General features: G+C 67.5%; 16 protein-coding genes. 9 read left to right on the forward strand and 7 right to left on the reverse strand.

The features are described 5' to 3' along the window. Nucleotides 1-112: 112 nt before the first annotated feature. From WS89_RS16115 to mpl, 7 genes are all read right to left on the reverse strand, one after another. Entirely contained in the window at nucleotides 113-511 is a 399-nt protein-coding gene (locus tag WS89_RS16115) for an EF-hand domain-containing protein (RefSeq protein WP_059500944.1), read from the reverse strand. Nucleotides 512-588: 77 nt separating this feature from the next. Next, nucleotides 589-2,199, reverse strand: coding sequence for a S10 family peptidase (locus WS89_RS16120; RefSeq protein WP_059500943.1), 1,611 nt, complete (start codon nucleotides 2,197-2,199; stop codon nucleotides 589-591). Nucleotides 2,200-2,626: 427 nt separating this feature from the next. After that, entirely contained in the window at nucleotides 2,627-3,364 is a 738-nt protein-coding gene (gene mtgA / locus WS89_RS16125; RefSeq protein WP_059791891.1) for a monofunctional biosynthetic peptidoglycan transglycosylase, read from the reverse strand. A 14-nt stretch (nucleotides 3,365-3,378) separates the two neighbouring features. Continuing rightward, nucleotides 3,379-4,245 (reverse strand): shikimate dehydrogenase, encoded by an 867-nt coding sequence (aroE, locus tag WS89_RS16130; protein ID WP_059500941.1) that lies wholly within the window; start codon nucleotides 4,243-4,245, stop codon nucleotides 3,379-3,381. After that, nucleotides 4,242-6,329, reverse strand: a complete 2,088-nt coding sequence (locus WS89_RS16135) for a ribonuclease catalytic domain-containing protein (protein WP_059791892.1) — start codon at nucleotides 6,327-6,329, stop codon at nucleotides 4,242-4,244. The genes aroE and WS89_RS16135 overlap by 4 nt, the downstream gene beginning before the upstream one ends. Nucleotides 6,330-6,409: 80 nt before the next feature. Next, nucleotides 6,410-6,979 (reverse strand): YqiA/YcfP family alpha/beta fold hydrolase, encoded by a 570-nt coding sequence (locus tag WS89_RS16140; RefSeq protein WP_059500939.1) that lies wholly within the window; start codon nucleotides 6,977-6,979, stop codon nucleotides 6,410-6,412. Next, the gene (mpl, locus tag WS89_RS16145; protein ID WP_059500938.1) at nucleotides 6,976-8,361 is read right to left on the reverse strand and encodes a UDP-N-acetylmuramate:L-alanyl-gamma-D-glutamyl-meso-diaminopimelate ligase; all 1,386 of its coding nucleotides are present in this window, start codon (nucleotides 8,359-8,361) and stop codon (nucleotides 6,976-6,978) included. Before mpl ends, WS89_RS16140 begins: the two co-directional genes overlap by 4 nt. A 245-nt stretch (nucleotides 8,362-8,606) precedes the next feature. On the opposite strand from mpl, the gene WS89_RS16150 reads away from it, so the two are divergent. From WS89_RS16150 to WS89_RS16190, 9 genes are all read left to right on the forward strand, one after another. Beyond that, nucleotides 8,607-9,251 carry a hypothetical protein gene (locus tag WS89_RS16150; protein ID WP_059791984.1) on the forward strand — a complete coding sequence of 215 codons (645 nt, stop codon included), beginning with the start codon at nucleotides 8,607-8,609 and terminating at the stop codon, nucleotides 9,249-9,251. A gap of 7 nt (nucleotides 9,252-9,258) precedes the next feature. After that, nucleotides 9,259-9,810, forward strand: a complete 552-nt coding sequence (locus WS89_RS16155) for a TlpA family protein disulfide reductase (protein WP_059791894.1) — start codon at nucleotides 9,259-9,261, stop codon at nucleotides 9,808-9,810. Between the two features lie 194 nt (nucleotides 9,811-10,004). Further along, nucleotides 10,005-10,457, forward strand: a complete 453-nt coding sequence (gene aroQ / locus WS89_RS16160; RefSeq protein WP_027783493.1) for a type II 3-dehydroquinate dehydratase — start codon at nucleotides 10,005-10,007, stop codon at nucleotides 10,455-10,457. Between the two features lie 66 nt (nucleotides 10,458-10,523). Further along, complete coding sequence (accB, locus tag WS89_RS16165) at nucleotides 10,524-11,000, forward strand: acetyl-CoA carboxylase biotin carboxyl carrier protein (protein WP_034206358.1); 477 nt, start codon at nucleotides 10,524-10,526, stop codon at nucleotides 10,998-11,000. A gap of 84 nt (nucleotides 11,001-11,084) precedes the next feature. Then, nucleotides 11,085-12,452, forward strand: a complete 1,368-nt coding sequence (gene accC, locus WS89_RS16170; protein ID WP_059500935.1) for an acetyl-CoA carboxylase biotin carboxylase subunit — start codon at nucleotides 11,085-11,087, stop codon at nucleotides 12,450-12,452. Nucleotides 12,453-12,454: 2 nt separating this feature from the next. After that, nucleotides 12,455-13,357 carry a 50S ribosomal protein L11 methyltransferase gene (gene prmA / locus WS89_RS16175; protein WP_059791896.1) on the forward strand — a complete coding sequence of 301 codons (903 nt, stop codon included), beginning with the start codon at nucleotides 12,455-12,457 and terminating at the stop codon, nucleotides 13,355-13,357. Nucleotides 13,358-13,402: 45 nt separating this feature from the next. Next, nucleotides 13,403-14,773: a DUF3426 domain-containing protein gene (locus WS89_RS16180; protein WP_059791898.1), complete on the forward strand. Its 1,371-nt coding sequence runs from the start codon at nucleotides 13,403-13,405 to the stop codon at nucleotides 14,771-14,773. Between the two features lie 71 nt (nucleotides 14,774-14,844). Beyond that, a complete protein-coding gene (tpx, locus tag WS89_RS16185; protein WP_059500932.1) occupies nucleotides 14,845-15,348 on the forward strand; it encodes a thiol peroxidase in 504 nt (167 codons plus the stop codon). Nucleotides 15,349-15,434: 86 nt separating this feature from the next. Continuing rightward, on the forward strand, nucleotides 15,435-16,373 hold the full coding sequence (locus tag WS89_RS16190; protein WP_059791900.1) for a carbohydrate kinase family protein: 939 nt from the start codon (nucleotides 15,435-15,437) through the stop codon (nucleotides 16,371-16,373). The last annotated feature ends 1 nt before the right edge of the window (nucleotide 16,374 follow it).

Genomic DNA, 16,374 nt, shown 5'->3' on the forward strand with positions numbered 1-16,374 from the left:
GATTGGGACGAAATCGGCCGCGGGCTCGACGCGACGGCCACGCCATGCGCACGGGGGCGGAAAACCCGCCGCGTCGCAGGCTCCGCCCCCGTTTGTCCGACGCGTCCCGCGCTTACTGCTGGCTCGTGTCGCGCGTCTGCATGTAGCGCTGCACGTCGGCAAACGACACGCGACCGTTGCCGCCCGCATCGATCTGCCGGAAGTGGTTCGCGACATAGCCGAGGCCGGCCGCACGCGCCTGCGACTCGGTGATCGAACCCGTGTTCTGCGTATCGGCCGCGCTGAACTGCCGCGCGAGCTTGCGCACCACCTGCGCATGCAGCGCGGCGCCGGTCGTTTGCGTGCCGGCGGTCGGATGGCGGGCGGCCGGCGGCACGTACGGATCGCCGAGCTGCGCCTGGCGCGCACGCGCCGGCGCGGCGGCGTCGCTCGCCTGCGCGAACGCGGAGAGGGATGCTGCGGCGCCGACGCATGCGAGCGCCGCGGCAACGACGATGAAACGATTCTTCATGTCAGGCTCCAGTCTGGAATGAGGTCGACGGCCGGCGAGCGGCGCCGCCGGGGGCGCCCGTCGCCGACGTGGCGCAATCAGTGCGCGGCCGCGCTGTAGAAGGTCACGAGATCGGCTTTCTCCTGCGGACGCGACGTATCGTCGAGATAAACCATGTGCCCGCCCTGATAGTCCTTGATCGTCAGGTTCGGTTGTGTCCCGAGCCGCGCGAGGTCGAGCTCGGTCTGGTAGAACGGCGTCGCGATGTCGTGATACCCGTTCAGCGACAGCACCTTCAACTGCGGATTCAGTGTCAGCGCCGCGGCCAGATCGGGGATCGTGTCGGGCATCGCCAGACCGTCGTGCGTCCAGTCCCACGTGTTGATCGCATTGCTGCTCACCGAGTAGGCCGACTGCGCGGTGTACTTCAGCTCGTTCGGCAGGTAGCTGCCGATCGTGTCGGTGAACGGCTTCGTGATGAACGAACTGGACGGATCGCCGTCGGCCGCGAGCGGGCTCGACACGGGCACGTTCACGCGTGCGTCGTAGCGGCCGATCAGCGTGCCCGGGACCAGCGACAGCTGGAAGCTGTTGTCGAAGAAGGTCGGGACCACGTTGAAGTCCGCATTCCACAGCGCCCGCTTCACGCCGGTCGAATTCGCCATCGTCGTGACGAGATTCGGCGGCGGCGGCGTGTGGCTCGCCAGATACGCGTTCACGGCAGGCGCGTAGCTGCCGGCCGTCAGCAGGCGCATCTGGTCCGCATACTGCGGCAGATTCGACGGATTGGGGTTGTCCAGCTGGTAATACGCGCCGACCGTGCCGTACGACGGCACGAAGCCGGCGCAGCTCACCGGGCTCGCGCCGTTGTTCGAGTTGCCGACATAGTCGCTCGCCATGTCGCAGTTCGTGTTGTAGTTCAGGATCGACGATTGCAGCACGATGCCGTCGAGCTTCACGCCGGCCGTCTCGAGCAGGTTCGCGAGCACGTCGGTGCGCGGCGTGCCGTACGATTCGCCGAACAGGTATTTCGGCGAATCGTTGCGCTGGTTCACGCTCAGGTAGCGCGTCACGAAATCGCGGAACGCGCCGGCATCCTGGTCGACGCCCCAGAACGTCTGGTTCGTGTTCGGCGCGATCGCTTCCGAGAAGCCGGTGCCGATCGCATCGACGAACACGAGGTCGGTCGTGTCGAGCAGCGTTTCCTGGTTGTCGACGAACGGGAACGTCGACGTGTTCGCGTTCGGGTCGCCGGTCTGGATCCGGCGCGGGCCGAACGAACCGAGGTGCAGCCACACCGAGGCCGAGCCCGGGCCGCCGTTGTACAGGAACGTGACGGGCCGCTTCGCCGCGGGCTGGTTGTCGGCCGTGTACGCGACATAGAAGAATGACGCTTCGGGCGCGCCCGTCTGCGGATTGTGTGCGACGAGGTGGCCGGCGGTGGCCGTGTAGCGGATCGTCTTGCCGTTCAGCGTGATCTGATGGTGCGTGACGGCGGCTTTTTCGACCGCGGCGGATGCGTCGAGCGACGCGTTCGCGCTCGACGAATAACTGTTGGGATCGTTGTACGCGCGGTCGACCTGACCGGCGGGATCGGCCGAATTGGCGGCGCTTGCAGCAGCGGACGACGTCACGTCGTCGTTGCAGGCCGTCAGAATCAGCGAAGAACACACCACCCCCAACAACAGCTTCGCTTTGCTCGCTGGCATCGTTGCGTTCCTTCTCTCGGATGTTTTTTGTGTCGAGCAGCCGGATAAGCCGCCCCCCGCCTCGATTGCGGCCGATAAGCCGAGGCGCTGGCCAATATACGCGAGCCCGTCAGCTTTGAAAAATTTTGAAATATTTGGCGCGCGGGCGGTGCGGCGCACACCTTTCAGGAATGCTTCGATTCGCGAAACGTTGCATTTCACGTCGCTTTCATCGACTTTCGCGTTGACCCGCGAAGACTCGAAAAGCATGGATTTTCATGCGCTGCAGGCCAACAAAATCGCACGGTCGCCGGCATTGCTCAGTCGAGCGAAATAGACGGATTCGTCTAAAGGATGCGGCCCGAAATGGCGGCGACACGAATCCGCTGCAATGCACCAAGCGCGCGTCGGCGGCGAAACGGACAATGCAGCGGCGCGGACGCGCCGCTTACTCGGATTGCGGCAGCTCTGCCGCGCCCATCCGGCGCGCGATGATTGCCGCACGCTGCGCCTGGTACGCCGAGCCGCGATGCGCATCGAACCAGCGCGGCTTCGGCAGCATCACCGCGAGACGCGCCGACTGCCACGCGCCGAGCCGGCTCGCGGGAATCCTGTAGTAATAGCGTGCGGCCGCCTCGGCGCCGTACACGCCGCGCCCCCACTCGACCGAATTCAGGTAGATCTCGAAGATGCGCTCCTTGTCGAGCACCGTCTCGAGCATCCACGTGATGATCAGCTCCTGCCCCTTGCGGATGTAGCTCTTCTCGCGCGACAGGAACAGGTTGCGCGCGAGCTGCTGCGTGATCGTCGAGCCGCCCGCGACGATCCGGCCGCGCGCCTTGTTCTTCTCCCACGCCTGCAGGATCGCGTCAACGTCGTAGCCGTTGTTGGTCGCGAAGGTCGAATCTTCGGAGGCGATCAGCGCACGCTTCAGGTTGCGCGAGATCTGGTCGTACGGCACCCACTGGTGCCGGATCTGCGCGGGCGGCGTGCCGCGCGACAGCCACCACGCGTCGGTGCGCATGAACGCCGTCGAGCCCGGGTTCACGAACGACCACAGCGCGATCTGCGCGAGATAGAACAGTTGCGTCGCGAGCCATGCGCCCGCGAACACCGATCCCGCATAGACGATCCAGCGAGCGAGGCTCGTCGTCCGCGTGCGCTGCGTGCCGCTCACCGCCGCCACGTGCCGCGCTCCGTTCAGCTCGCCGCGAGCGCCTGGCGCAGCGCGGCCAGCACCGGTGCGCCGTCCGGCCGCACGCCGCGCCAGATGAAGAACGATTCGGCCGCCTGCTCGACCAGCATCCCGAGCCCGTCGGCCGTGCGCGCGCCGAGCGACGCCGCGTGCTGCATGAACACGGTCGGCTGCGCGCCGTACATCATGTCGTACGCGAGCGTGCCGGCGCCGAACGCGGCAGCGTCGCATTCCGGCAGCGCGGCGTCGAGGCTGCCGGCCGTCGCATTGATCACCACGTCGTACGGTTCGGCCCGCACGACGCCGGGGCCGCCGCCCGCGAGCAGGCAGCCCGCATCGTGCGCGGCCTGCATGAACTGGCCGACGAGCGCTTCGGCCTTGCTCGCGGTGCGGTTCACGATGTCGATCGACAGCGGCGCGCGGTCGAGCAGCGGCAGCACGACACCGCGCGCGGCGCCGCCCGCGCCGAGCAGCAGAATGCGCGCGCCCGCGAGCGACACGCCGAGATTCGCTTCGATGTCGCGCACGAGGCCGACGCCGTCGGTGTTGTCGCCGTGCAGACGGCCGTCGGCGTCGATACGCAGCGTGTTCACCGCGCCCGCCGCCGCCGCGCGCGGCGACAGCGTGTCGGCGAGCGCATGCGCGTCGAGCTTGAACGGCACCGTCACGTTCGCGCCGCGACCGCCTTCGGCGACGAACGCGCGCACGGCGGCCTCGAAACCGTCGACCGGCGCGAGCCGGTGCGTGTACTCGATCGGCTCGCCGGTCTGCGCGGCGAATTGCGCGTGGATGAACGGCGACTTGCTGTGCGCCACCGGGTTGCCGAACACGACATAGCGGTCGACGCCGCTCGACGACGCCGCTGCGTTCATGATGCGCGCCCCTCTTCGCCGTCGTTGCCGCTCGCGGCTTCGCCGCCCTCCGCCGCCGCATCGTCGCCCGATTCGGCCAGCGCTTCGGCCTCGGCTTGCGCCGACGCGTCTTCCGCGTCGACCAGCGTATCGTCGCCGCCCTCGGCGTCATCCTCTTCGTCGGCCGCGTCGCCGCTCGTCACGGTCGGCGCATCGAGCACGTTCAGCAGGCGCACCGACGCCTCGATCGTCAGCTCGTCGAGCGACATCACGTCGAGCAGCACGCGCGTGCCGCGCGCATGCACGCCGAGCCCCGGCACGTGCAGCAGCAGCGGAATTTCCTCGAGGCGCACGAGATCGCCCTTCACGACGCTCGCGACGACCTGCTTCTTCTGCTCCTGCGCGAGCCAGCGCAGGCACCAGAAGTACTCCATCCGGCGCTGGTAGTCGGCATAGGCCGTATACGTATCGTCGAAACCCTGCACGACCGCGTACAGGTCGGCGTCCTTCGGCTTGAACGGCGCCGCGAGCTTCGCGGTGACGCCGTGCTGCACGCACGCGAGCAGTTGCCATTGATTCACGAGGTCGACGTAGCGGCGCAGCGGCGACGTGCTCCACGCGTATTGCGCGACGCCGAGGCCTTCGTGCGGCGCGGCCGTCGTCTGCATCCGCGTGCGCTTCGGGCCCGGCGCGCCGAAGCCGCGCTGCGAACGATAGATGCCCGGCACCGTGTGATCGTGCAGGAACGCGCCCCAGGTCGAGTTCGCGAGAATCGCGAGCTCCGACACGATCAGGTCGAGCGGCGAGCCGCGGCGGCGCGGCGTGATCGTCACGTGCTCGCCTTCGACGTAGAAGTTGTAGTCGGTGTTGCGCTGCACCTCGCGCTTCAGGCCGTAGCCCGCACGCGCGACCTGGCGCTTCTCGAACAGCGCCTGCGCGAGCGGCCACAGCACGGCGATGTCGTCCTTGTGCGGATAGTCGCCGGTGCCAGCCGCGAGCGTCTCCTCGGTGACGAGCTCGTCGAGCGTGTTGTGGCGCAGGTTGTTCTTCACGAAGACGAGCTCGGCGCGCGTCTCGTTCGCGACGATGTCCTGCGTCTCGCGGTTGACGATGATGTACAGCGACAGCGCCGGGCGGTAATCGCCCTCTTTCAGCGTGAACACGTCGACGACGTCGTCCGGCAGCATCGTGATCTTGTCGCCCGGCATGTAGACGGTCGACAGGCGCGCGCGCGCGATCGCATCGACCGGATCGCCGCGCACGATGCCGAGCGCAGGCGCCGCGATGTGCACGCCGATCCGCACCCGGCCGTCGGACAGGTGCTCGACCGAAAATGCGTCGTCGATTTCGGTGGTCGTGATGTCGTCGATCGAGAACGCCTCGACGTTCGCGCGCGGCAGGTCGTCCGGCAGCGGGCCGACCGTGACGGGCGGAAAGCCCGTGCCGTGCGGGAAGAATTCCGCGAGAAAGCGCGCTTCGTGCAGCGCCCGCGGCGACTCGATGCCGCCGCAGTCGAGCATCAGCCGCGCCGGCGATACGCCGCACGCGCCGGCCGCCGCTTCCATCGCCTTGTATTCGATCGAATTCTTGTCCGGCCGCGTCAGCAGCCCGAGCACCTTGCCCGCGAACGCTTCCGGCAGCTTGCCGGCCTTCAGTTCCTCTTCATACTGCGCCTGCACGAGCGCCTGCTGGCGCTTGCGCTCGAGCGAGGCGAGCGCCATCTTGAGCTGCTCTTCCGGCGCGCGCTGGTACTGGCCGCGCCCCTTGCGGCGGAAATAGACGGGCGAGCCGTGCAGCCGCAGCACGAGCGCCGCGCGCTCGACCGGGCCGTACGTCGCGCCGAAGTACTCGGCGGCGAGCGCCGTGTACGCGAACTCGTCGGCCGGCGCGCATTCCCACAGGAAGTCCAGGTCGATCTGCTGCGCGGCCGTGTCGGCCTCCTGCATCAGCTCGCCCGCTGCCGGCTTGTCGAATTCGATCAGCACGTCTTTCGCGCGCACCTTCGCGCGCCGCCCGCCGGGCAACTCGACCTGAAATGCGTCGCCCTGGCGCGACAGCACGCTGCCCGCCTTGAAACTGCCCGATTCCTCGAAGAAAACGTTCACTCAGTACTCTCGTTCAGACTGCCGGGCGCCGCGTCGGCGGCGCCGCATGATGATGGGAATTCGATCGGCACACGGCCGGTTTATGACGTCTTTCCGTCGCAAAACGCGAGAACGTCGTCGACATAGTCGGCAAATTCGCTGATTCCGTGATCGCTGCCGTCGATCACGCGGGTTTTCGCGCCCGGGTAATGGGCAAGCATCTCGCGATAATCGAGCACTTCGTCGCCGGTCGCCGCGAACAGATAGTAGCGGTCGGCGCGCGTGATCGCCGGCACGCGCAGCGCGTCGAGTTCCTGCAGGTGGCGGCGCTCGACGACGATCGTGCCACCGCCGTGCCACAGCGGCTGTTCGCCGAGATACTGTTCGAGGTCGCGCTGCGGGACGATGGCCGGATTCAGCAGCACCGCCTTCCACCCGTGTTTTTCCGCGAGCCACGTCGCGTAATAGCCGCCGAGCGAGCTGCCGATGACAGTGACGTCGGCCGCCCCCGCGACCTCGGCCTCGGCGACCGCAATCGCTTCCAGCGGCGACACCGACAGCGACGGGCACCGCCACTCGCCGGCGCGGCCGAGTTCGGCCATGCGCGCGGCGAGCAGCCGCGATTTCTGCGATTCCGGCGACGACCGGAAGCCGTGCAGATACAGGATCACGTGCGGCTCCCGAGCGCGTCGAGCAGCTTCTGATGCACGCCGCCGAAGCCGCCGTTGCTCATCACGAGCACGTGGTCGCCCGGACGTGCGGCCTCGACCACCGCCTTCACCAGCAGATGCAGATCGTCGAATGCGCGCGCGCGCTCGCCGAGCGGCGCGAGCGCCTCGGCGAGATTCCAGCCGAGCGCATCGCGCCCGGTCGGCGCGCCGTAGCCGAACACGAGATCGGCATCGGCGAGGCTCGCCGGCAATTGCGACTTCATCACGCCGAGCTTCATCGTGTTCGAGCGCGGCTCGAGCACCGCGAGGATGCGCGCGTTTTGGCGACCGATCCGCGCGCGAAGCCCGGCGATCGTGGTGTCGATCGCGGTCGGGTGATGCGCGAAGTCGTCGTAGACGGTCACGCCGTCGACGCTGCCGCGCACTTCCATGCGCCGCTTCACGTTGCGGAACGATGCGAGCGACGCAGCCGCCTGCGCGGGCGGCACGCCGACGTGGCGCGCGGCGGCGATCGCCGCGAGCGCGTTCATCCGGTTGTGCTCGCCCTGCACCTGCCACGCGACTTCGCCGACGCGCTCGGCGCGGGAATACACCGCGAAGCGTTCGTCGACCGGCACGCCGTCCTCCGCCGGCAGCGCCTGCCAGCCGCCGTCGACGCCGAAGCGCTCGACCTCGCTCCAGCAGCCGCGCGCCAGCACGCGCTCGAGCGCATCCGACCGACCGTTGGCGACGATCCGCCCGACGCCGGGCACGGTACGCACGAGATGATGGAATTGCGTCTCGATCGCGGCGAGATCGGGGAAGATGTCGGCGTGATCGAATTCGAGGTTGTTCAGCACCGCGGTGCGCGGCCGGTAGTGCACGAATTTCGAGCGCTTGTCGAAGAAGGCCGTGTCGTACTCGTCGGCCTCGATCACGAAGAAGCTCGAATCGGTGAGCCGCGCGGACACGCCGAAGTTCAGCGGCACGCCGCCGATCAGGAAGCCCGGGTTCAGCCCCGCGTCTTCCAGCAGCCACGCGAGCATCGACGAGGTGGTCGTCTTGCCGTGCGTGCCCGCGACCGCGAGCACCCATTTGCCGGCGAGCACGTGCTCGCCGAGCCACTGCGGGCCCGACACGTAAGGCAGGCCGCGATCGAGGATCGCCTCCATCAGCGGATTGCCGCGCGTGACGACGTTGCCGATCACGAACAGGTCCGGTTTCAGGTCGATCTGCTCGGCGCCGTAACCCTCGGTCAGCGCGATGCCCTGCGCCTCGAGCTGCGTGCTCATCGGCGGATAGACGCCCGCGTCGCAACCCGTCACCGTGTGGCCCGCCTCGCGTGCGAGTACGGCGAGACCGCCCATGAAGGTGCCGCAGATGCCAAGAATGTGGATGTGCATAGATGAATGCTTTCGCGCCGCCGGGCGCCGTCGATTCGGAAAGGATGCGTGTGCGGCGCGCCGGCGAGGCCGTGCGGCCGGCGCCCGGCCAACGACCTGGCCGCGACACAAAGAGCAGTATTGTAACTGACGGCTTGCGATGCCCGGCGGCCCGAACGATGCACGCGAACGGTGCCGGCGCCCTCGGGCGGCGGGCCGCGCACCCGTGCTCGGGCGCCGCGACGATCGAGTATGATTGCCGGATCATGTCTCGCAAACCTCTTGTCGACCCGCGGCGCGTCCGCGAGGAAATCGCCCAGTCAGCCGCCCGCCTGATCGCGGAGGATGGCCAGGACTACGCCGGCGCGAAGCGCAAGGCCGCGCGCCAGTTGCTGGGCGATTCGCGCGTTGCAGGCGAATGGCTGCCGGATAACGACCAGATCGAGGAAGAACTGCGCGAGTACCTCGCGCTGTTCCAGAGCGACACGCAGCCGGACGAACTGCGCCGCCTGCGCGAGATCGCGCTCGACTGGATGCGCCGGCTCGCCGAGTTCCATCCTTATGTGACGGGCGCCGTGCTGAACGGCACCGCGAACGCGCATTCGGATATCCATTTGCAGGCATTCACCGACAACCCGAAGGACGTCGCGATCTACCTGCTGAACCAGAACGTCCAGTACGACGTGTCGGAGACGCGGCATTTCGCGGGCCGCGGCGACGTCGAGACGCTCAGTTTCCTGTGGCGCCCGCGACGCGACATGGACGCGATCGGCATCCATCTCGCGCTCTATGCGAGCGACGATCTGCGCGGCGCGGTGAAGGCCGACGCGCGCGGGCGCGTCGCCCGCGCGGATGCCGCCGCGCTGCGCGCGCTCGTCGACGCGAGCCGGGCCCCTTCCGAACCGGAATGATTCAACGATGATGATGAAACGCATGTTGGCGCTCGCGGTGGTCGCGGCCGCCGCCGTCGCCGGCGGGATTGCCGCCGGCCACTGGTTCCGCGGCACGGCCGACGACGGCGTCGCCGTCGCGGCACCGGCCGCCCACGGCAACCCGGTCGACCAGCTGTGGGCGTCGTCGCTCACCGGCATCGACGGCAAGCCGGCCACGCTGGCCGCGTTCAAGGGCCAGAAAGTCGTCGTCAATTTCTGGGCGTCGTGGTGCGGCCCGTGCGTCGAGGAGATGCCCGAGCTCGTGGCGCTGTCGCATCAGTACAAACAGAAAGGCATCCGTTTCGTCGGGATCGGCGTCGATTCCGAGCAGAACGTGAAGAACTTCCTGCAGAAGGTGAAGGTCGACTATCCGGTCTTCGTCAGCGGCTATGCGGGCGCCGATCTGGCCCGAAATTTCGGAAATACCGCCGGTGCGCTGCCGTTTACCGTCGTCATCGACGAAACCGGCAAGGTGCGCGGGACAAAATTGGGACAAATCCAGCCGGCCGAGCTGAAAAAGACGCTCGACGCGCTGTAATCGGCGCGAATGGCGGCCTGCGCGTTGACGGCGATTTGCAGGTCGATCGCCGCAATTTCGCGTGAATTCGCCGATACTGCGCATCGACACCGGTAATTCTTGCAGGGCCCGCGCGCCCGGCCGTTCGGCAAAACTAGACAAATTTCTCTAAATAGCGCTAAAGTTCGCGCAATTCCGCAGAAATAGAAGCGACCATGACACGATTGCTGGTGCTGCACGGCCCCAACCTGAACCTTCTCGGCACCCGGGAACCGGAGGTGTATGGCCGCGTCACGCTCGCGCAGATCGATCAGGCGCTTGCCGCGCGCGCCCGGGAAGCCGGCGCCGAACTGTCGTCGTTCCAGAGCAACCATGAAGGCGCGCTGGTCGACCGCATCCAGGCCGCGCGGGAGGAACAGACCGATTTCATCCTGATCAATCCGGCCGCGTATACGCATACGAGCGTTGCGATCCGGGACGCGATCGCCGGCGTCGGCATCCCGTTCGTCGAGGTTCACTTGTCGAACGTGCATCGCCGCGAAGCGTTCAGGCACCACTCCTACTTTTCCGACCAGGCCGAAGGCGTGATCTGCGGGCTCGGCTGGAAAGGTTATCTGTACGCGCTCGAGTACGCGCTGGACAAGCTGCAAGGCGCGTCGCGCGGCTGATTTCGCGATCTAGATTCAGCGCCGGCCCCTAACCGGCGCTTTCACGTATTGAAAGGGGAATTCCCGATGGATCTTCGTAAGCTGAAAACTCTGATCGACCTCGTTTCCGAATCCGGCATCTCCGAGCTGGAAGTGACGGAAGGCGAAGGCAAGGTGCGCATCGTCAAGAACGCGCCGCCGGTCTACGTGCAGCCGACGGCTGGGTATGCCCCGCAAGTCAGCGCGCCGGCGCCGTCGGCCGCGCTGCCGACCGATGGTGCAGCGGCGGCGCCGGCAGCCGGCGCCCCGGCCGCACCGGCCGCCCCGCAGGGCCACGTCGTGACGTCGCCGATGGTCGGCACGTTCTATCGCGCGCCGTCGCCGGGCGCCGACCCGTTCGTGCAGGCCGGCGACACGGTCAAGGAAGGCCAGACGATCTGCATCATCGAAGCGATGAAGCTGCTCAACGAGATCGAGTCGGACAAGGCCGGCGTGATCAAGGAAATCCTCGTCGAGAACGGCCAGGCCGTCGAATACGGCCAGCCGCTTTTCGTGATCGGCTAAGCCCGCCGCGCGGCCCTGCCGCCGCGCGCCGCCGATGCTCGCCAGGCGCCGCTCGCGCGCCCCTCGAAGAGACGAATACTCGCTATGTTTGAAAAAATCCTCATTGCCAACCGCGGTGAAATCGCGCTGCGCATCCAGCGCGCGTGCCGCGAACTCGGCGTCAAGACGGTGGTCGTCTACTCGGAAGCCGACAAGGAAGCCAAGTACGTGCGCCTCGCGGACGAAGCCGTCTGTATCGGCCCGGCCCCGTCGAACCTGAGCTACCTGAACATGCCGGCGCTGATCAGCGCCGCGGAAGTGACCGATGCCGAGGCGATCCACCCCGGCTACGGCTTCCTGTCGGAGAACGCCGATTTCGCGGAGCGCGTCGAGCAGTCGGGCTTCACGTTCATCGGCCCGCGTCCGGAAACGATCCGCATGATGGGCGACAAGGTCACCGCGAAGCAGACGATGATCAAGACCGGCGTGCCGTGCGTGCCGGGCTCGGAAGGCGCGTTGCCGGAAGATCCGAAGGAGATCGTCAAGATTGCGCGCGCGATCGGCTATCCGGTCATCATCAAGGCGGCGGGCGGCGGCGGCGGGCGCGGGATGCGCGTCGTGCACACCGAGGCCGCGCTCGTCAACGCGGTCAACATGACCCGCGAGGAAGCCGGCCGTGCGTTCGGCAACCCGCAGGTGTACATGGAGAAGTTCCTCGAGAACCCGCGCCACATCGAGATCCAGGTGCTGTCGGACGCGCACAAGAACGCGATCTGGCTCGGCGAGCGCGACTGCTCGATGCAGCGCCGCCACCAGAAGGTGATCGAGGAAGCGCCGGCGCCCGGCATTCCGCGCCGCCTGATCGACCGCATCGGCGACCGCTGCGCGGACGCGTGCAAGAAGATGGGCTACCTCGGCGCGGGCACCTTCGAATTCCTGTACGAAAACGGCGAGTTCTACTTCATCGAGATGAACACGCGCGTGCAGGTCGAGCACCCGGTATCGGAACTCATCACCGGCGTCGACATCGTGCAGGAACAGATCCGCATCGCAGCCGGCGAGAAGCTCGCGCTGCGCCAGCGCGACATCCAGTTCCGCGGGCATGCGATCGAATGCCGGATCAACGCCGAAGATCCGTTCAAGTTCACGCCGTCGCCTGGCCGGATCACGTCGTGGCATACGCCGGGCGGCCCCGGCGTGCGCGTCGACTCGCACGCCTACAATGGCTATTTCGTGCCGCCGAACTACGATTCGATGATCGGCAAGCTGATCACCTACGGCGCGACGCGCGAGCAGGCGATCCGCCGGATGCGCATCGCGCTGTCGGAAATGGTCGTCGAAGGCATCCAGACCAACATCCCGCTGCATCGCGAGCTGATGATCGACTCGAAGTTCGTCGAAGGCGGCACCAGCATCCATTACCTCGAAAACCGGCTCGCGCAGAAGCAGCAGGTCGCACCGGAAGAAGCGTAAGCATGAGTTATCGCGAACTCGTCGTCGAACTGGCCCGCGAGCATGCGGAGGCCCTGTCCGACGCACTGCTCGAGCTCGGCGCGCTGTCGGTGTCCGTCGAAGATGCCGACGCCGACACGCCCGACGAACAGCCGCTCTTCGGCGAGCCGGGCCTCGTGCCCGATCGCACCGCGTGGCAGCACTCGCGCGTGGTCGCGCTGCTGTCGGCCGACCATGAACCGGCCGTGCTGCTCGCGGCGGCCGCGAACGAAATCGGCATCGCCGAGACACCGGCGTTCGTCGTGCGCGACGTCGAGGAGCAGGACTGGGTTCGACTCACGCAATCGCAGTTCGAGCCGATCCCGATCGGCGAACGGATCTGGGTCGTGCCGTCGTGGCACGATGCGCCCGATCCCGATGCGCTCGTCCTCGAGCTCGACCCCGGCCTCGCGTTCGGCACCGGCAGCCACCCCACCACGCGCCTTTGCATGGAGTGGCTCGAACAGTCGGTGAAGCCCGGCCAGTCGGTGCTCGACTACGGCTGCGGCTCGGGCATCCTCGCGATCCTCGCGAAGAAATGCGGGGCGAACCCCGTGATCGGCATCGACATCGATCCGCAGGCGGTCGAATCGGCGCGCCAGAACAGCGAACGCAACCGGGCGGAAGTCACGTACGGGCTGCCCGATGCATGCCCGGACGGCGAATTCGACATCGTCGTCGCGAACATCCTGTCGAATCCGCTGAAGCTGATGGCATCGATGCTCGCGTCGAAGGTCAAGCCGGGCGGCCGCATCGCGCTGTCGGGCGTGCTCGCGCGCCAGGCGGACGAGGTTGCGGCCGTTTATGCGCGCTACGTCGACATCTCGGTCTGGCGCGAACACGAAGGTTGGGTATGCCTCGCCGGAACCCGCCGCGAAAGCCATTAGAATAGCGCTGTCCTTCACTCTGGCCAGCAGGCCGCCCGGCTCGACATGCTCCTTGCGACGCGCTGCCCTCATTGCGAAACCGTCTTCCGGCTGCAGCAGGAACAGCTCTCGCTGCATCAGGGGCTCGTGCGCTGCGGGCATTGTCACGAAGTCTTCAACGCTTCCGAATCGCTCGTTCCCGAGTACGCGCAGCAGCCCGAACCGGCCTTGACGGAACCGGCTGCCGCGCCGCATGACAGCGACGCACGCCAGCAGGCCGCCCCGGTTCGACTGTTCACCGCCGATGCGCCGGCCGGATTGCCGACCGGCACCGATTACAAGTCGGAAGGCTGGGACATGTGGGCGCCGTGGCTCGACGCCGGCGTCGATCCGTCGCTGCAGCACAGCGCCGAAACCGTGCGCACCGAGCCGCTGATACCGCTCGCGCTCCCGTCCACGGAAGCCGGCGTCGTCCACCTGTCGGGTACGCCCGCGCCGTTCGCAACCTCTCCGGCCGAGCTCGATTCATCGGCTGCCGTCGAGCAACCGGCCGAACCGCATTCGCCGCAAACGCGGCACGAACCGCACGAAACCGAAGCAGCCGGGCCCTCGCCCGTCGAGCGCGACCCGCGCGAGCCCCGCTTCGTCGCCCACCGTCCGTCGGAAACGGAAATCGCCGCCGAACCGGCCGAACCCGTCGGCCACGCGCACTTCGCCGTGCCGAACGACGAACGCGCGCCGCGCGAACCGCGCTTTGCGTTCACGCCCGCACCGGCCGTCGCCGAAGCCGAAGCCGCATCGGAATCCGACACTCTCGCCCGACACGACAAGGCCCCGGCCGCAGCGGCAACCGATGAACCGGCCGTCCAACCGGCCGTCCCGTTCCCCGCCGCACCGACCGACGACGATCGTCCGCACTTCGCCGTCACGCGCGAGACGCGCGCGCCGCAGCGACGCGGAATGCTCGGCGGCTTTTTCGGCGGCCTCGTCGCGGCCGCGCTGGTCGGCCTGCTCGTCGTGCAACTGGCGTGGTGGCAGCGCGAAGCGCTGATGATCTACTGGCCCGTCACGCAGAGCTGGTTCCGGCAGGCCTGTGCGCCGCTCGGCTGCACGGTCGCGCCGCCGCGCGCAATCGACGGGCTGCGGCTCGACGCGACCGACCTGCGCCAGCTCGACGGCCCGCGCAAGCTCGAACTGAAGGTGCCGCTGACGAACCGCTACCGCGTCGCGCTCGCGTACCCGTCGCTCGAACTCACGCTGCTCGACGACACCAATCACGTCACCGTGCGCCGCGTGCTCGCGCCGCGCGACTACGTGCGCCCGGGCACGCCGATCGACGCCGGGCTGCCGCCCGGCACGACGCAGACGATGGTCGTCCGCCTCGACACGAACGGCACGCCCGCCTCGAATTTCCGCGTCCAGATCTTCTATCCGTGACGCGCCGCGGCGCGCTTGCGCGCCCGTCTCAACCCGCGCGCCCGAGCGGCGCGCTATTTCGGAGCACGAACATGAGCAAAGTTACGCTGGGTGGCAACCCGATCGATCTCGCCGGCACGTTCCCGGCCGTCGGTGCGCAAGCCGCCGATTTCAAGCTGGTCGGCAAGGACCTCGCCGACCTGTCGCTCGCCAGCTTCGCGGGCAAGCGCAAGGTGCTGAACATCGTGCCGAGCCTCGACACGCCGACCTGCGCGACGTCGACCCGCAAGTTCAACGAAGCCGCGTCGTCGCTCGACAACACGGTGGTGGTGGTCGTGTCCGCCGACCTGCCGTTCGCCGCCACGCGCTTCTGCACGACCGAAGGCCTCGAGAACGTCGTGACGGCATCGACGTTCCGCACCGGCCGCGCGTTCGCAAACGCGTACGGCGTCGACGTGACGAGCGGCCCGCTGAACGGCCTGACCGCACGCGCGGTGGTCGTGCTCGACGCGCAGGACAAGGTGATCCATGCGGAACTCGTCAGCGAAATCAAGGACGAGCCGAACTACGATGCAGCGCTCGCCGCACTGAAGTAAGCTTTCTTCCGCTTTCCCCCTGCCGCGCCGCGCCCTTCGCGCGGCGTTGTCGCGCAGGGCCTCTCATTTCTACAGGAACGCACACCTTGGCTACGCTGATTTGCGGCTCGATCGCCTACGACTCCATCATGACCTTCGAAGGGCGGTTCCGCGAGCACATCCTGCCCGACCAGGTGCACCTCATCAACCTGAGCTTCCTCGTGCCGACGATGCGCCGCGAATTCGGCGGCTGCGCGGGCAACATCGGGTACGCACTGCACCTGCTCGGCGGCGACGCGCGCATCATGGGCACGATGGGCGCGCTGGATGCGCAGCCGTATCTCGACCGGTTCGACGATCTCGGCCTGCGTCGCGACCACGTTCGCGTGCTGCCCGATACGTACACCGCGCAGGCGATGATCACGACCGATCTCGACAACAACCAGATCGCGGCGTTCCACCCCGGCGCGATGATGCAATCGCACCTGAACCACGCGGGCGACGCGCCGGACATCAAGCTCGCGATCGTCGGCCCGGACGGCTTCGACGGGATGGTGCAGCACGTGGAAGAGCTGGCCCAGGCCGGTGTGCCGTTCGTGTTCGATCCGGGCCAGGGCCTGCCGCTGTTCGACGGTGCGACGCTGCGCCGCAGCATTGAACTTGCGACCTATGTTGCGGTCAACGACTACGAGGCCAAGCTGGTGAGCGACAAGACGGGATGGTCCGAAGATGAAATCGCCAGCCGGGTCGACGCCCTCGTCATCACGCGTGGCGAGCACGGCGCGACCATCCGCCACAAGCAGTGTGCGGAACAGATTCCGGTCGTGCCGGCAGAGCGCATCGCCGATCCGACCGGCTGCGGCGACGCCTTCCGGGGTGGCCTGCTGTACGGCATCGAGCAAGGCTTCGACTGGGCAACCACCGGCCGCCTTGCGAGCCTGATGGGCTCGCTCAAGATCGCCCATCAAGGGCCCCAGACTTACGTACTGACGCGCGCCGAAATCGACGCACGCTTCGAGACTGCATTCGGTTACAGTCTCAAATGAA

It is taken from the genome of Burkholderia sp. MSMB1072 (genome assembly GCF_001524725.1).
Classification (GTDB): domain Bacteria; phylum Pseudomonadota; class Gammaproteobacteria; order Burkholderiales; family Burkholderiaceae; genus Burkholderia.

Bases quoted from the DNA above. Each gene is read 5' to 3' on its own strand.
- WS89_RS16115 (WP_059500944.1), bottom strand. From the start codon at position 511: ATGAAGAATCGTTTCATCGTCGTTGCCGCGGCGCTCGCATGCGTCGGC.
- WS89_RS16120 (WP_059500943.1), bottom strand. From the start codon at position 2,199: ATGCCAGCGAGCAAAGCGAAGCTGTTGTTGGGGGTGGTGTGTTCTTCG.
- aroE (WP_059500941.1), bottom strand. From the start codon at position 4,245: ATGAACGCAGCGGCGTCGTCGAGCGGCGTCGACCGCTATGTCGTGTTC.
- mpl (WP_059500938.1), bottom strand. From the start codon at position 8,361: ATGCACATCCACATTCTTGGCATCTGCGGCACCTTCATGGGCGGTCTC.
- WS89_RS16150 (WP_059791984.1), top strand. From the start codon at position 8,607: ATGTCTCGCAAACCTCTTGTCGACCCGCGGCGCGTCCGCGAGGAAATC.
- WS89_RS16155 (WP_059791894.1), top strand. From the start codon at position 9,259: ATGATGATGAAACGCATGTTGGCGCTCGCGGTGGTCGCGGCCGCCGCC.
- aroQ (WP_027783493.1), top strand. From the start codon at position 10,005: ATGACACGATTGCTGGTGCTGCACGGCCCCAACCTGAACCTTCTCGGC.
- accB (WP_034206358.1), top strand. From the start codon at position 10,524: ATGGATCTTCGTAAGCTGAAAACTCTGATCGACCTCGTTTCCGAATCC.
- accC (WP_059500935.1), top strand. From the start codon at position 11,085: ATGTTTGAAAAAATCCTCATTGCCAACCGCGGTGAAATCGCGCTGCGC.
- prmA (WP_059791896.1), top strand. From the start codon at position 12,455: ATGAGTTATCGCGAACTCGTCGTCGAACTGGCCCGCGAGCATGCGGAG.
- WS89_RS16180 (WP_059791898.1), top strand. From the start codon at position 13,403: ATGCTCCTTGCGACGCGCTGCCCTCATTGCGAAACCGTCTTCCGGCTG.
- tpx (WP_059500932.1), top strand. From the start codon at position 14,845: ATGAGCAAAGTTACGCTGGGTGGCAACCCGATCGATCTCGCCGGCACG.